Origin of the sequence: Nocardioides faecalis, assembly GCF_018388425.1 — a bacterium.
Classification (GTDB): domain Bacteria; phylum Actinomycetota; class Actinomycetes; order Propionibacteriales; family Nocardioidaceae; genus Nocardioides; species Nocardioides faecalis.
This window is the reverse complement of the sequence record NZ_CP074406.1, coordinates 899,319-913,916: the sequence shown is the minus strand read 5'-3', so window position 1 is coordinate 913,916 and position 14,598 is coordinate 899,319. Positions and strand designations below refer to the sequence as shown.

The window sequence follows — 14,598 nt, the reverse complement described above, 5'->3', positions numbered from 1 at the left end:
GGCCGCGAGCGCGATCCGCCGGGCCTGCGCGAGGCTCAGCGACTGGGTGCTCAGTCGAGCTCCACCAGCTTGGCGCGCACGGCGTACATCACGGCCTCCATCCGGGAGTGCAGCTGCAGCTTCTCCAAGATGTTGCGCACGTGGTTCTTCACGGTGTTCTCGCTGATCGCGAGCTGGCCGGCGACGTCGCGGTTGCTCAGGCCCTTGGCGACCAGGCGCAGCACCTCGAGCTCGCGCTCGGTGAGCTTCAGCGCCGGACCGGTGGCCCGCTCGGGGGCCGACATGGTCTTGAACTCTTCGATCAGCTTGGCCGCCATGGACGGGCTGATCAGGGACTGTCCGTCGGCGACGACGCGGATGCCCTGGGCGACCTCCTCGATGGAGGAGTCCTTGAGCAGGTAGCCCGAGGCCCCGCTCTTGACGGCCTCGTAGAGGTCGGCCTCCTCGTCGGAGACGGTGAGCATGATGATCTTCGTGGTCGGCACCGACTCCTTGATGGCCACGCAGGCCTCGATGCCGGACTTCTTCGGCATCCGGACGTCGAGCAGCACGACGTCGGGCGCGGTCTTCACGGCGAGCTCGACGCCCTCGACGCCGTCGCCGGCCTCTCCGACGACCTCGATGCCCGGCTCGATGCCGAGCAGCATCGTCAGGCCGCGCCGGAAGAGCTCCTGGTCGTCGACGACCGCGACCCGGATCGGTCCGCTCACCGCGTGCGCCGCCGATCCGTTGGCCGCTGTCGGGTTCCCCACGCAGGCATCATGGCATGTCCAGCGGGACCGCCGGAGGTGCAGACCGACTGGTGGCGCTCGGGAGCACGGCCGGTCTGCACCTCGGCGTCGGCCTCAGTCCTCGGTCTCCTCGAGGTCGAGCGCGATCACGCCGTAGTCGTAGCCGCGGCGGCGGTAGACCACCGAGGGCCGCTCGCTCTCCTTGTCGACGAACAGGTAGAAGTCGTGGCCGACCAGCTCCATCTCGTAGAGGGCCTGGTCGAGCGTCATCGGCGTGGCGTGGTGCGTCTTCTCCCGCACCACCAGCGGGCCGTCGCCGGTCACGGTGATCGGACCGACCTGGCGCTCGACGGGGCCGTCGTCGGCGGTGTCGGTGCCGGCGTCGTCGGCGGTGGGCAGGTCGGCCAGCGCCCGACCGACCGAGACCGGCGCACGACGTCCGCGGTGCACGCGGCGGCGGTCGGCGGCCTTGCGCATCTGGGCGGCCATCTTGTCCAGGGCGAGGTCGAGGGCGGCCATCTTGTCGGGGGCGGCGGCCTCGGCGCGGATCACGGGTCCCTTGGAGTAGGCGGTGAGCTCCAGGTGGACGGCTTGGTCGTACTGCCTGGGATTGGGCTCACAGTCGACCTCGACGTGGACCCGCATGATCCGGTGATCATGCTTCTCGAGCTTGGACAGCTTCTCGGCTGCGTGTGCACGGAACCGGTCCGTGATCTCGCAATTCCGTCCGGTGACCACAACGTCCATCAGTTACCTCCAGTGGTTGGTGTGATGGGTCTCCCGCCACGGTGGGCGGGATGTCTCGCGCTGGCACGGTTCTCGACCAGCGATGGGCTCGGGAAGAGGCTGAGGGGACCGCGCCGATCGGCGCGGCGGGCGCGGCTCGGCCGCGCATGGTGCGTGGGCCCGGCACCGGGCTCACGGGGTGCGGGAGGAGTCCGCCCGGCCGACCTGGTCTTCGACCCCACACCCGCCTGCTGAGGCTCTCGCAGCTTGGTGCCACTACCCACCTTCTCCCGACGTCGGACACATCTGGCGTCCGGGCCGAGGCAGGGCTTACTGCTAAGCCGCACCGTGATCATCGCTGCGGACAGCGACTTACGTGGACCGTTTCGCCTGCGACTGGCATCGGCTTGCTCCACCACGTCGGGCTCGCACCCGCGTGGTGCTGCGCAACCACGGACCCGGGCGGACTCCATGGAAAGACGTTAGTCCGTCGCCGAGTCCGGCAAAAGGGCACCCCTCCCTTCGGGCGCCGCGACCCGGCGGCGGGTGGCTGCGACCGCCGCTGCGGCGAGCACGGGCACCCCGGCCGCGGCCAGTGCGCGCTGTGCCTCGCGCAGCGTGGCGCCGGTGGTGACCACGTCGTCGCACACCAGGACGCGGGCCTGCGGCACCCGCACGGCGAGGCGTCGTACGGCGTCCGCAGGGGCGGCCATGGAACCGGCGAGGTTGGCCGCGCGGGCCCGGCGGTCGAGGCCGGCCTGGTCCACCAGCCCCGGTCGGGTGCGCAGCAGCCGGGCGGTGCGCACGGTCCCGCCGAGCGCTCGGGCGGCGGCGAGCGTCATCGCCCGGGTGGGGTCGTGGCCGCGCTGGCGCACGGCGGCCGGCCGGGACGGCACCGGCACCAGGACCACGGGCTCGCCCGCGACGTGGGCGTCGTCGAGCGCGGCGGCCACGGACTGCGCGAGCAGCCCGCCCAGCGGTGCCGCCAGCGCCAGCACCCGGCGCTCCTTGTGCGCCAGCACCATCGCCTTCAACGCACCGTCGTAGGCGCCGGTGGCGTACGGCGGCACCAGCCCGGCGGGCGTGGGGCTCGGCCAGCACGGCGCGGCGCCGACGGGCAGCCGGGCGCGGCACGCTGGGCACAGCGCCCGGCCGGGTCGGGTGCAGGCGACGCAGCCGGAGCCGAGGACGAGGTCGAGGAAGCCGTCGGCGAGCTGCGGCAGCACGCGGGGCCGAGTCACGGTGTCATCCGAGCAGTCGTGCCCACGGGGCACAACGGCCCCTGCGTGCCCTGTGGAGACCCCCTGGGGAGCCCCCTGGAGAGCCCGTGTGGCGACCGGCGGCTCAGCCCGGGTAGTCGAGCTCGGTGAGCCCGGCGGGGACGTCGTGCTCGCCCTGGGTGACGATGTCGAGCAGCCGGTCGCCGAGGACCGCGAGGATGGGGCTGGTGCCCGAGGGGTCGGCGGCCAGGCCGATCACGTCGCCGGCGACGATGGTGGACAGCTCGTCGCCGCCGGTGGCGCCGTCGGCGGAGGCGACGTCGATCTCGGACAGCGTGCCGGGCACGGTCGGGGTCAGCAGCGCGATCCGGCTGGGGCCGGTCCAGGCGAGGTCGCGGATGCGGGTGCCGCGGGCGGGGCGCAGCACGAACGGGGCGACGGCCCGGGCGACGGCGCCGCGCGGGTCGAGGACGACGCGGGCACCGACGACCCGGTCTCCGGCGGCGCCGCGCACCACGGCCACCAACCGGGTGCCGTCGCGAGAGACCAGGAGCTGCCGCGCGGACCGCCCGGAGATCCCCGGCACCCGCACCTTCCGGGCGCCACGGTCGTCGACGACCCAGACCACGGCCCGCCCGCCGCGCTCCTGGAGCACCCACAGCCGGCCCGCGGCGTCCCACGTGGGCCGGCGCAGGACGCCACCGGACAGCACGGTGCGCAGCGACGGGCCCACGGTGTCGCGGACGCCGCCGATGCGGAGCCGGGAGCCGCCGGAGTCCACGACCGCGACGACCGCGCCGTCGGGGCGGGCGGCGACCGTGACGAGGCCGCGCTCCTTCGCTCCGAGCACCCCCTTGGCGACGGCCAGGTTGTCGCTGGGACCCCAGACGAGCCGGCCGTCGGCGACGCCGTACAGCAGCCGGGTGGCGTCCGCGCCGGCCGGGTCGAACGCCTCTCCCCTGTCAACGGGGTAGTCCGCGCCGCCACCGGACAGCGGCAGGTCCGCGCCGTCGACGGTGACCCGCAGCGCCCGCACGGCGGAGTCCTGGCGCAGCGTCCAGGCCAGCTGGGCGAGCATCAGCTCGGCCTCGCCGGCGGTCAGCCGTGGCGCGGCGCCGACGAGCGCGATCCGGGCGATGCCGGCGGCGTCGACGGGGACCGAGAGACCCACGCTGAGCCCGTCCGGCACGAAGGTGCGTACGACGCCGCGGGCCTGGGGCGGCGGCCCTGCCAGCAGGCCGGCGACGAGGCTGGTGGCGAGCTGCTCGCCGACGGGCACGAAGACGGGCTCGGGCACCAGGATCTGCGCCAGCGGGTCGAAGAAGTACAGCGAGACCTGCCGGTAGCGCTGCTGGAACCAGCGGCTGGGCACCACGAGCGCGTCGACGGGGTCGGCGATGCGGTACTCGCCGTCCTCGACGGTGACCCGGAAGTCCAGGGTGAGGTCGTCGCCGGCGAGCGGGCCGCGCCAGGCGCCGGCGGAGTCGAGGCTGGAGGCCGACGTCAGGGGGACGGTCACGGTGCCGCCGCTCTCCCGGGCGGGCTGGGTGTCGCTGTAGACGACGGTGCCCTGCTCGGGGTCCCACTGCTCGGCGGCCGCGACGGTGAGGTACTGCTTGGCGACGCCGGTCTGCACCGGCCACGCCGTCATCGCGTCCAGGAAGCCGGAGACGACCTCGGAGCGCGACGCTCCGGCGACCGGCGGGCGGGCGTCGATGTCGCTGGCCCGGCGCATGTCGGCGGACTGGCTGGCCCGGCTCTCCACCACGGGCCCGGTGGTGGGCAGGTGGGCGCAGCCGGACGCGACGAGCGCGACGAGCAGGCCCAGCAGCAGGCCGGGCACCAGGACCGGGGACCCCGCGCGGGACGGGCGGCGGGTCACCTGTCCTCCTCCCCTGCGCTGCTCGCCACCGGCCGCGGGCCGCGGTCCGGCTCGCGGACGGGGGTGTCGCGGGTGGGGGCGGCGCCGGTCGGGATGGGGGCGGTGTCGGGGATGAGCGGGAGCGGGCTGTGCCGCAGCGCCGTGCCGGGGTGACGCGGCAGGGTGAGCCGGAACAGCGCCCCCTCACCGGTGCGGCCCCACGCCTGCAGCCAGCCACCGTGCAGGTGCGCGTCCTCCTGGGCGATGGCCAGGCCCAGACCGGTGCCGCCGCTGGTCCGGGCCCGGGCCGGGTCCGAGCGCCAGAACCGGTTGAACACCATCGCGGCCTCGCCCGGCGCGAGACCGACGCCGTTGTCGCGCACGGTCAGCGCCGCGGCGTCCTCGTCCGCGGCCAGGCGCACCACGACCGCCCGCGCCGGGTGCTCGACGTCGGCGTGGTCGATGGCGTTGGTGACCAGGTTGCGCACGATCCGTTCGACACGTCGTACGTCGGCCTCGGCGGTGACCGGACCCTGCGGCGGCTCGACCCACACCTGCACGCCGCGCTGCTCGGCCAGCGGCCGGGCGGCGGCGACGACCCGCTCGGCGACCTCGGCCAGGTCGACCTCCTCCACGGTCAGGACCGCCGCGCCCGCGTCGAACCGGCTGATCTCGAGCAGGTCGACGAGCAGGGCCTCGAACCGGTCGAGCTCGGCCTGCAGCAGCTCCGCGGCCCGGGCCGCGGAGGGGTGGAAGTCCGCGCGGGCGTCGTGGATCAGGTCGGAGGCCATGCGGACCGTGGTCAGGGGGGTGCGCAGCTCGTGGGAGACGTCGGAGACGAAGCGCCGCTGCACCCAGCTGAGCTCCTCGAGCTGCCGGATCTGGCGCTGCAGGTTGGTCGCCATCTGGTTGAACGAGTACGCCAGCCGGGCGATGTCGTCCTCGCCGGTGACCTCGAGCCGCTCCTGGAGCCGTCCGGCCGCGAGCCGCTCGGCGACCTGGCGGGCCAGCCGGACCGGGGTGACGACCTGCCGGGTGACCAGCCAGGTCACACCGGCCACCAGCGCCATCAGCAGCCCGGCAGCGGTGAGCAGGGCGCGGGTGACGAGCCCGAGGGTCTCCTCCTCCTCGGTGAAGGGGTAGAGGAAGTAGAGGGTGTAGGTCCTGCCGTCCGAGGGCAGCTGGATCTGCGAGCCGACGACGACGCCGGCCCGGGTCTGGGCCTCCGCGGTGCTGGCGATCTCGGTGTAGGTCCAGGCCGTGGTCCGGTTGACGCCGTCGAAGTGCGACTCGAGGCTGCGCGGGATGCTGAGGAGGTCCAGGCCGCTGGTGTACTCGCCGCCGCCGTCGCGCAGCGAACGGCCCTCCCCCGCCGGCCCGGCCAGCGCCACGCTGTAGCCGCGTCCCCGGCCGCGCTCGATGATCGGGTCGACCAGGTCGCGCTGCTGGCGCGAGGCGTTGCTCTCGGTGCCCGACGCCGCCGCCAGCCGGGCCCGGGCGTCGCGCATCTCCGCGTCGACCTCACCGAGGACGACCTCGACCCGGTGCTCGAGGAGCCCGTTGCGGGTCTGCTGGAGCAGCAGGAAGGAGACGCCGGCGACGACGAGCGCGGACAGCAGCACCGTGCTGACCACGACACGCGCCTGGATGGAGCGGCGCCAGACCGTCAGGGCGCGACGCGCCCGCGGCGCCACGCGCGCCCACAGCGCACGGAGCCTGGAGCGCACCTCGCCGGCCATCGCCGATGGCTCCTACGCCACGCCGGACTTGTAGCCGACTCCGCGGACCGTCAGCACGATCTCGGGGTGCTCGGGGTCGTGCTCGACCTTCGAGCGCAACCGCTGCACGTGCACGTTGACCAGCCGGGTGTCGGCGGCGTGGTGGTAGCCCCAGACCTCCTCGAGCAGCTGCTGGCGGGTCAGCACCTGCCCGGGGCGCCGCGCCAGCGCGAGCAGCAGGTCGAACTCCAGCGGGGTCAGTGAGATCTCGACGCCGTCGCGGGTGACCGCGTGCCCGGCGACGTCGATGTCGATGTCGCGCACGGTGAGGGTCTCCGGGCCGACGTTGTCGGTACGGCGCACCCGGGCCCGGATCCGGGCGATCAGCTCCTTGGGCTTGAACGGCTTGACCACGTAGTCGTCGGCGCCGGACTCCAGGCCGACGACGATGTCGACGGTGTCGCCCTTGGCGGTGAGCATCACGATCGGCACGCCGGACTCGGCGCGGATCTCCTTGCACACGTCGATGCCGTCCTTGCCGGGCAGCATCAGGTCGAGCAGGACGAGGTCGGGCCGGTAGTCGCGGAAGGCGGCCAGCGCGGTGTCCCCGCGGGGGCAGATCCGGCTCTCGAAGCCCTCGGATGACAGCACGATGGCGAGCATCTCCGCGAGCGGGGCGTCGTCGTCGACCACGAGCACGCGTCCCCGGGTCAGCGGGTACGACGTCGCTCCGGGCGAGGGACTCATGCCCGCCATCCTAGGCACCGCGCGCCGCGGCTACCTACTCGCCAGTAGCGGCGCGACGGCACGGCGACCGAGGAGACGACCGACAAGACCACCGGGAAGACGACCGGGAAGACGACACGAGCGCGACACCCGGCACGGGGCCGGAGTGTCGCGCTCGTGGTGGCCGGAGGCTCAGTAGCGGTAGTGGTCCGACTTGTAGGGACCCTCCACCGGCACGCCGAGGTACTCGGCCTGGGCGGGGGTGAGCTCGGTGAGCTCGACGCCGAGGGCGTCGAGGTGCAGCCGGGCGACCTCCTCGTCGAGGTGCTTGGGCAGCACGTAGACGCCGGTCGGGTACTCGTCGGTCTTGGTGAAGAGCTCGATCTGGGCCAGCACCTGGTTGGTGAAGGAGTTCGACATCACGAACGACGGGTGGCCGGTCGCGTTGCCGAGGTTGAGCAGGCGGCCCTCCGAGAGCACGATGATCTTCTTGCCGTCGGGGAAGATCCACTGGTGGACCTGGGGCTTGATCTCGTCCTTGACGATGCCGGGGATCTTGGCCAGGCCGGCCATGTTGATCTCGTTGTCGAAGTGTCCGATGTTGCCGACGATCGCCTGGTGCTTCATCTTCTCGAAGTGCTCGACCCGGATGATGTCGAAGTTCCCGGTCGTGGTGATGAAGATGTCGGCGGTCTCGACGACCGACTCCAGGCGACGGACCTCGAAGCCGTCCATGGCCGCCTGCAGGGCGCAGATCGGGTCGATCTCGGTGATGATGACGCGGGCGCCCTGGCCGCGCAGGGACTCCGCGGAGCCCTTGCCGACGTCGCCGTAGCCGCACACGACCGCGACCTTGCCGCCGATCATGACGTCGGTGGCGCGGTTGATGCCGTCGATCAGGGAGTGGCGGCAGCCGTACTTGTTGTCGAACTTCGACTTGGTGACGGAGTCGTTGACGTTGATCGCCGGGAAGAGGAGCGAGCCCTCCTTGAACCGGTCGTAGAGGCGGAGCACCCCGGTGGTGGTCTCCTCGGAGACGCCCTTGATGGAGTTGGCGATGGTGGTCCAGCGCTGCGGGTCGTTCTCCAGCGATCGGGCCAGGACGCGCAGCACCTCCTTGAACTCCTCGTTGTCGGTGGAGTCCTGGCCGGGCACGGCGCCGGCCTTCTCGAACTCGACGCCCTTGTGCACGAGCAGCGTGATGTCCCCGCCGTCGTCGAGCAGCATGTTGGGGCCGACCAGGTTGCCCGCCTCGTCGGTGAAGTCGAAGACCTTCTCCGCCAGGTCCCAGTACTCGGCGAGGGTCTCGCCCTTCCAGGCGAAGACCGGGATGCCCTTGGGGTCCTCCGGCGTGCCGTCACCGACGACGATCGCGGCGGCGGCGTGGTCCTGGGTGGAGAAGATGTTGCACGAGGCCCAGCGCACGTCGGCGCCGAGGGCGACCAGGGTCTCGATCAGCACACCGGTCTGGATCGTCATGTGCAGCGAGCCCGCGATCCGCGCGCCGGCGAGCGGCTTGGCGTCGCCGTAGCGCTCCCGCAGGGACATCAGCCCGGGCATCTCGTGCTCGGCGAGCGCGAGCTCCTTGCGGCCGTACTCGGCCAGGCTCAGGTCGGCAACGTTGTAGTCCATCAAGTGATCCTCGAGGTTCGAGTGTCGGGTCCTGCGGCGCATCTGCGCATCGTCGGGGTCTCCCGCGCATGACCTGGACCACCCTACAAGCGCGCTGACGGGCGCGGGCAATCCCGAAGAAGGACCCTCCGGCGCCCGCCAGGCCCCAGCTCGGACCTGGCCGAGGTCAGGCGTGCGCGTCCTGCTTCTTCTTCCCGAACGGCAGCACCGCGAGCACGGCGACGACGACGGAGCCGACCACGATCCCGATCACCGCGGAGATCCCGGTGTTGGCCAGCCAGCCCAGCACGGACCCGAGGAAGCCGTGGACGGCGTGCGCGATGTCGTGCTCGAGGTCGTGGACCCACTCGTACGGCGCGTCCCACCAGCCCGCCTCGTGCACGTTGACCAGCAGGATGTGGCCACCGACCCAGAGCATCGCGACGACGCCCACGACCGAGATCACCGACAGCAGCCTGGGCATCGCGGAGACCAGGCCGCGGCCCAGCCGCTGGGCGAACGCCGAGGAGCGCTGGGCGAGCAGCAGGCCGGTGTCGTCCATCTTCACGATGGCAGCGACCACGCCGTAGACCACGAAGGTGATGGCGAAGGCGACGACGACCATGATCGCCAGCCGGGACCAGAAGCTCTCGTCCTTCACCGAGTCCAGGGCGATCACCATGATCTCGGCCGAGAGGATCAGGTCGGTGCGCACGGCACCGCCGATCATCTCCTTCTCGGCCTCCGGGCCGACCTCGGTGACCGGCGCGTCGTGCTTGTCGTGCCCGCGCAGCGCGTGCCACACCTTGTGGGCGCCCTCGTAGGCCAGGAACGTGCCGCCGGCCAGCAGGATGATCGGCAGCACCCCGGGGAGGAACTCGCTGAGCAGCAGCGCCGCCGGCAGGATGAAGAGCAGCTTGTTGCGGATCGAGCCGAGGGCGATCTGCTTGATGATCGGCAGCTCGCGCTCGGCGGCGACGCCGTGCACATACTGCGGGGTGACGGCGGTGTCGTCGACGACCACGCCGGCCGCCTTCACGGTGGCGCGGCCCGCGGCGGCACCCACGTCGTCGATGGAGGCAGCGGCCAGGCGGGCGATCGCCGCGACGTCGTCGAGCAGGCCGAACAGGCCGGCGCTCACGAGCGCCCCCGCAGGACGGGGACGGAGACGCTGGACGACGCCATGGACGACGCGGTGGACGACGCGGTGGACGACGCGGTGGACATGGTGCGAAGGCTACCGGCCCGCGGCGGCCTGTCGGGCCACGTCCGGCACCGGGTGCAGCGGCCCGGCCTCGGCCTCGGCCACCACCGCGGTCAGTGCCACCGCCTCGTCGACCTTCTTCTGGGCGGTCGCGAACGGGTCCACGACGTGGCCGAGGAGGCGGCGCACCGGGGGCGAGCCGAGCAGCAGCGCCAGGCCGGCGCCGAACGCCGTCGCCACCACCATGCCCAGCCACGGCCGGCCCTCGAGACGGGTCATCAACTCGGAGTAGTCGAGCCACTTCACCGCGAAGCCGTGGAACAGGTAGACCACCATCGTGGCCGCTCCCATCCGGGTGAACCAGCCGTCGACCCGCGGGACCAGGGTGAGCCAGGCGTACGTGCCCAGCAGGCCGACGCCGATCATCACCAGCCGCACCAGCATCGACCCGGTCTCGGAGGTCTCCATCGCGTCGTACGTGCGGTAGTAGAGGTGCGCCCGCTCGCTCCAGTGCTCCAGGTTGACCGCGACCACGGCGACCACGGCACCCGCGGCGAGACCGAGCAGGACCGGGACCCGCCCGCGCAGGCGCTGGAGCGTCTCCGGGGTGGTCTTGAGGCCGAGCACGAAGAACGGCAGGAAGCCCAGGAGGCGGGGCAGGTCGAGCCAGCGCGCCCAGTCGTCGGCCAGGAAGCCACTGGCCAGGCACAGTCCGACGGCCACCAGCGCGGCGCCGGGCAGGGGCCGCAGCACCGGCGTGGCCAGCCGCCAGACGACCAGCGCCAGCAGGTACCACATCGGGAAGTGTGGATCGAGCCACAGGTCCTGCAGCTCCTCGTCACCGAGCTGGAGCCGGAACCAGCCGAGCAGTCCCTCGAAGAGCAGGTACGGCACCAGCAGGGTGCTCACCAGCTGCCACATCCGGCGCGAGTCGTAGGCGAAGCTGCGCGAGAGGTAGCCGGAGAGGAACACGAAGGCCGGCATGTGCCACAGGTAGAGGAAGTCGTACAGGTGGCCGGCGGGGCCGTCCAGCGGCAGCATCTCCCACGCGTGACCGACGACGACGAGCAGGACGAGGCCTGCTTTCGCGTTGTCGAGCCACGGATCACGGGAAGCCATGATCCGCCCGTTACCCGGGGACCGGGAGGCTCAGTCCTCGACCAGCCCCAGCCGCAGGTACTCGGCCGCGTAGGTGCCGCTGAGCAGCAGCGAGGCGTAGCGCGAGACCTCTCCCGGCGCCTGCGAGGTCACGTGCTCCACACGCACGTCGTGGGCGGCGGCGGCCTGCTCCAGGCGGCGGCGCTGGTCGTGCGCGACCGGGTCGTCGGCGCCGTCGTCGAGCAGCACGAGCACCGGTCGACGGCCCGAGGCGTCGTCGGCGAAGGGGTCCGCGAAGACGTTGCGTGGGCGGGCCGCCTCGATGACGGGCAGCAGGTGCTCGGCGTCGCCGGCGAGCGCTGTGCGCCCCGACGTACGACGGATCGACTCCGCGATGCGCCGGGCCGCGCGGGCGGACAGCACCGAGCCGCCCCACAGCAGCGGGTTCGCGTCGGCGAGCGAGATGGCCAGCATCTTGGCCGGGTTGATCGAGATGTCGCGCAGCGGGGAGCACTCGATCGCCACCACGTCGAGCGCGTCGGCGACCGCCTCGGGGTCGGTCGTGGGGCCGAGCTGGACCTGGTGCAGGAAGCACAGCATCGCCACCGCGACGGCGAGCGGGTCGGAGGTGCCCGTGGGCAGCAGCGTGGTCCAGCGACCGGTCGCGTGCTCGGCGACCAGGGAGTCCGGGGGCGTGGCGACCACGAGCTGGCAGCCGCGGCGCACGGCCTCGGCGACCGCGGAGGCCGTGCCGGGGTCCGACCCCTCCGGGGCGAGGACGACGACGAGGTCGAGGCTGCCGGCCCAGCCGGGCAGGGCCGGCGCGGGCCAGGCGACGAACGGCACCGGGCAGGACGGCTCCAGCACCGCCCGCAGCAGCCGGGAGTCGGGCCCGGCGGCGATCACGGCCCGCGGTCGGCTCTCACCGGCCCGGGCCACGGCCTCGGCGATCGCCGGAGCCGCGTCGCCCGCCTCGCGTCGGACGCGGGAGCCGGCCTCGGCGAGCGTGCGCAGCCGCAGGTCGGCGGTGCCGAGCGCGCGCTCGTCGTCCAGCCGGGACTCGTCGAACCAGACCATGGGTGGCGCCGGCGCTCAGACGGGCTTGCGGGCCTCGTCCACGAGCAGCACCGGGATGCCGTCGCGCACGGGGTAGACCAGGCCGCAGCCGGAGCAGGCCAGCTCGACCGGCTCGGCGTCCGCGTCGGAGCCGGTCACGGACAGGTCGCCCTTGCAGGCCGGGCACACGATGATCGCGAGCAGCTCCTCGGAGAGCTGCGGGGCACTCACCGCTCGCTCCGGATGACGGCGAGGACCTCGTCGCGGACTCGGGTCATGGTGGGCTCGTCCTTCCCTTCGGCGTTGAGCCGCAGCAGCGGCTCGGTGTTGGAGGCACGCACGTTGAACGCCCAGTCGGCGTGGCTGACGCTGAGGCCGTCGAGCTTGTCGATGCTGACGCCCTCACGAGAAGCGTAGGTGCTCTCCAGCTCGGCGAGCACCGCGCCCTGGTCGGCCACGGTGCTGTTGATCTCGCCGCTGAGCGGGTAGCGCTCGTAGCTCGAGAGCAGCTGCGAGAGCGGCGCGTCGGTCTCGGCGAGCGCCGCCATCGCGTGCAGGGCCGCCAGCATGCCGGAGTCGGCGCGCCAGAAGTCGCGGAAGTAGAAGTGGCCCGAGTGCTCGCCACCGAAGATCGCGTCGGTCTCCGCCATCGTGGCCTTGATGTAGGAGTGGCCGACCCGGGTCCGCACCGGGGTGCCGCCGAGCTCGGTGACGATCTCGGGCACCGCGCGCGAGGTGATCAGGTTGTGGATCACCGTGGAGCCGGGCTCCTTGGCCAGCTCACGGGCGGCGATGAGCGCGGTCAGGGTGGACGGGGAGACCAGCTCGCCGCGCTCGTCGACGAGGAAGCAGCGGTCCGCGTCGCCGTCGAAGGCCAGGCCGATGTCGGCGCCCTCGGCCAGCACGCGGGCCTGCAGGTCGACGAGGTTCGCGGCCTCGATCGGGTTGGCCTCGTGGTTGGGGAAGGTGCCGTCGAGCTCGAAGTACATCGGGACCATCTCCACGGCGTCGCCGAGCCGGGCGAAGACCGCGGGCGCGGTGTGCCCGGCCATGCCGTTTCCGGCGTCGACGACGACCTTGAGCGGTCGGCCGGAGACCGGGGCCAACGAGATCAGGTGCGCGGCGTAGGCGTCGAGCACGTCGGTCTCGCTGATGCTGCCCGGCGTCGCGGCGGTGGCGGGGGCGCCCGCGGCGACCCGGTCCCGGATCTCGGCCAGGCCGCTCTCCACGCCGACGGGCTGGGCGTAGGCGCGGCACATCTTGATCCCGTTGTACTGCGCCGGGTTGTGGCTGGCAGTGAACATCGCGCCGGGCAGGGCGAGGTGGCCGGAGGCGAAGTAGAGCTGGTCGGTGGAGGCCAGGCCGATCATCGTGACGTCCGCACCGGCGGCGGTGGCGCCCTCGGCGAAGGCACCGGCCAGCGACGGGGAGCTGGGCCGCATGTCGTAGCCGATGACCAGCGCATCGACGCCCAGCACCTCCACGTACGCGGCACCGGTGGCCCGGGCGAGGTCCTCGTCGAGCTGCTCGCCGACGATCCCGCGCACGTCGTACGCCTTGAAGATCTTGCTCAGGTTGTCCGGGGAGGTGGTGGCGCTCGGCATGACCCGGACCCTAGTGGACGCCACCGAACGCGGGGCACGAGGCGGGCGAGGCCCGGCCCACGAGGGGCGTGAGGCTCCTCACTCAGCGGTCCTCACTCGGTGGAGAGCATCCTCAGGTGGCCCTTGCGCGAGACCTCGCGGCCGGTCTCCCGCGGCTGCTCCACGACCCGCTGCACGGGTCGGGCCGCCTCGCGCACGGCGTCGGCCAGGGCGAGCAGGTCGTCCCCGCTGGGGCCCGAGGGCCGCGTGCCCAACGACAGCCGCACGACCTCCCACCCACGGGGCGCCGAGAGCCGCTCGCTGTGCTGCTCGCACAGGTCGTAGGCGTGCGGCTCCGCGAAGGTGGCCAGCGGGCCCAGGACCGCGGTGGAGTCGGCGTAGACGTAGGTGAGCGTCGCCACGGCCCGTGCCGAGCAGGCAGTGCGGGAGCAGGTCCGAACCCCCTGCTGTGCCGGAATCGCGCTCACGGCGCAGACGGTACCGCGTGCACGCCGCGGTGGTGACTAGGCTCGCTGATCGTGCACCGAGAACAGTCCGGACCGCCGACGCCTGAGGGCCGCCAGCGCCGCCGCCGCGACCGGCGTGGACGCGGCGCGCGGGGGCCGGCCGTGCTGCCGCTCGGCGCTCCGGTGCCCGGTGATGGCTGGGCCTCGCAGCCTCGCCCGCCGCGGCCCCGGACCCGGCGCGAGGTGTTCGACCGGATCATGCTGGACCTGGTCAGCGACCTCGACGAGCGTTGGGCGGACCGCCTCGGCCTGCTGGAGTACGCCGTCGAGGACACCCCGCAGCTGCCGGAGGACTGGGACTCGAACCGGGTGCCGTTGTCCTCGCTGGTGCGCGGCACGGGCACCACGCCGTCGCGGCTGGTGGTGTTCCGGCGACCGTTGGAGCACCGCGCCTCCGACCGTGCCGACCTCGAGGCGATGCTGCTGACCGTCGTGGTGGAGCAGGTGGCAGAGCTGCTCGGCATCCCGCCGTCCGAGGTCGACCCCCGCTACCTCGACGACTGAGCGGCGGCTGGGCTGCGGCTGGGCTGCGGCTGG

14 protein-coding genes are annotated in these 14,598 nt (G+C 72.9%); 1 reads left to right on the top strand and 13 read right to left on the bottom strand.

Features of this window, described 5'->3' with window-relative positions; genetic code table 11:
- Positions 1-50: 50 nt before the first annotated feature.
- The 13 genes from KG111_RS04230 to KG111_RS04170 form a co-directional block, all read right to left on the bottom strand.
- Complete coding sequence (locus tag KG111_RS04230; RefSeq protein WP_249666295.1) at positions 51-752, bottom strand: response regulator; 702 nt, start codon at positions 750-752, stop codon at positions 51-53.
- A 93-nt stretch (positions 753-845) separates the two neighbouring features.
- Positions 846-1,478, bottom strand: a complete 633-nt coding sequence (hpf, locus tag KG111_RS04225) for a ribosome hibernation-promoting factor, HPF/YfiA family (RefSeq protein WP_205290613.1) — start codon at positions 1,476-1,478, stop codon at positions 846-848.
- 461 nt (positions 1,479-1,939) lie between these two features.
- Positions 1,940-2,698 carry a ComF family protein gene (locus tag KG111_RS04220; protein ID WP_205290614.1) on the bottom strand — a complete coding sequence of 253 codons (759 nt, stop codon included), beginning with the start codon at positions 2,696-2,698 and terminating at the stop codon, positions 1,940-1,942.
- A 103-nt stretch (positions 2,699-2,801) separates the two neighbouring features.
- A complete protein-coding gene (locus KG111_RS04215; RefSeq protein ID WP_205290615.1) occupies positions 2,802-4,559 on the bottom strand; it encodes an LpqB family beta-propeller domain-containing protein in 1,758 nt (585 codons plus the stop codon).
- Positions 4,556-6,277: an MtrAB system histidine kinase MtrB gene (gene mtrB, locus KG111_RS04210; protein ID WP_205290616.1), complete on the bottom strand. Its 1,722-nt coding sequence runs from the start codon at positions 6,275-6,277 to the stop codon at positions 4,556-4,558. The genes KG111_RS04215 and mtrB overlap by 4 nt, the downstream gene beginning before the upstream one ends.
- A gap of 12 nt (positions 6,278-6,289) precedes the next feature.
- Complete coding sequence (gene mtrA / locus KG111_RS04205; protein WP_205290617.1) at positions 6,290-7,012, bottom strand: MtrAB system response regulator MtrA; 723 nt, start codon at positions 7,010-7,012, stop codon at positions 6,290-6,292.
- 162 nt (positions 7,013-7,174) lie between these two features.
- Positions 7,175-8,614, bottom strand: a complete 1,440-nt coding sequence (gene ahcY / locus KG111_RS04200) for an adenosylhomocysteinase (protein WP_205290618.1) — start codon at positions 8,612-8,614, stop codon at positions 7,175-7,177.
- 166 nt (positions 8,615-8,780) lie between these two features.
- On the bottom strand, positions 8,781-9,734 hold the full coding sequence (locus tag KG111_RS04195) for a DUF808 domain-containing protein (RefSeq protein WP_205290619.1): 954 nt from the start codon (positions 9,732-9,734) through the stop codon (positions 8,781-8,783).
- A gap of 96 nt (positions 9,735-9,830) precedes the next feature.
- Positions 9,831-10,916, bottom strand: coding sequence for an acyltransferase family protein (locus KG111_RS04190; protein WP_205290620.1), 1,086 nt, complete (start codon positions 10,914-10,916; stop codon positions 9,831-9,833).
- A 30-nt stretch (positions 10,917-10,946) separates the two neighbouring features.
- Positions 10,947-11,972, bottom strand: a complete 1,026-nt coding sequence (locus tag KG111_RS04185) for an SIS domain-containing protein (RefSeq protein ID WP_205290621.1) — start codon at positions 11,970-11,972, stop codon at positions 10,947-10,949.
- 15 nt (positions 11,973-11,987) lie between these two features.
- Entirely contained in the window at positions 11,988-12,182 is a 195-nt protein-coding gene (locus KG111_RS04180) for a Trm112 family protein (RefSeq protein ID WP_205290622.1), read from the bottom strand.
- Positions 12,179-13,555 (bottom strand): phosphomannomutase/phosphoglucomutase, encoded by a 1,377-nt coding sequence (locus tag KG111_RS04175; protein ID WP_205290623.1) that lies wholly within the window; start codon positions 13,553-13,555, stop codon positions 12,179-12,181. The genes KG111_RS04180 and KG111_RS04175 overlap by 4 nt, the downstream gene beginning before the upstream one ends.
- Positions 13,556-13,647: 92 nt before the next feature.
- Positions 13,648-14,013, bottom strand: coding sequence for a DUF3499 domain-containing protein (locus tag KG111_RS04170; RefSeq protein ID WP_283770612.1), 366 nt, complete (start codon positions 14,011-14,013; stop codon positions 13,648-13,650).
- 60 nt (positions 14,014-14,073) lie between these two features.
- Here KG111_RS04170 and KG111_RS04165 point away from each other — a divergent pair, with 60 nt between their 5' ends.
- On the top strand, positions 14,074-14,565 hold the full coding sequence (locus KG111_RS04165) for a metallopeptidase family protein (protein ID WP_249666293.1): 492 nt from the start codon (positions 14,074-14,076) through the stop codon (positions 14,563-14,565).
- The last annotated feature ends 33 nt before the right edge of the window (positions 14,566-14,598 follow it).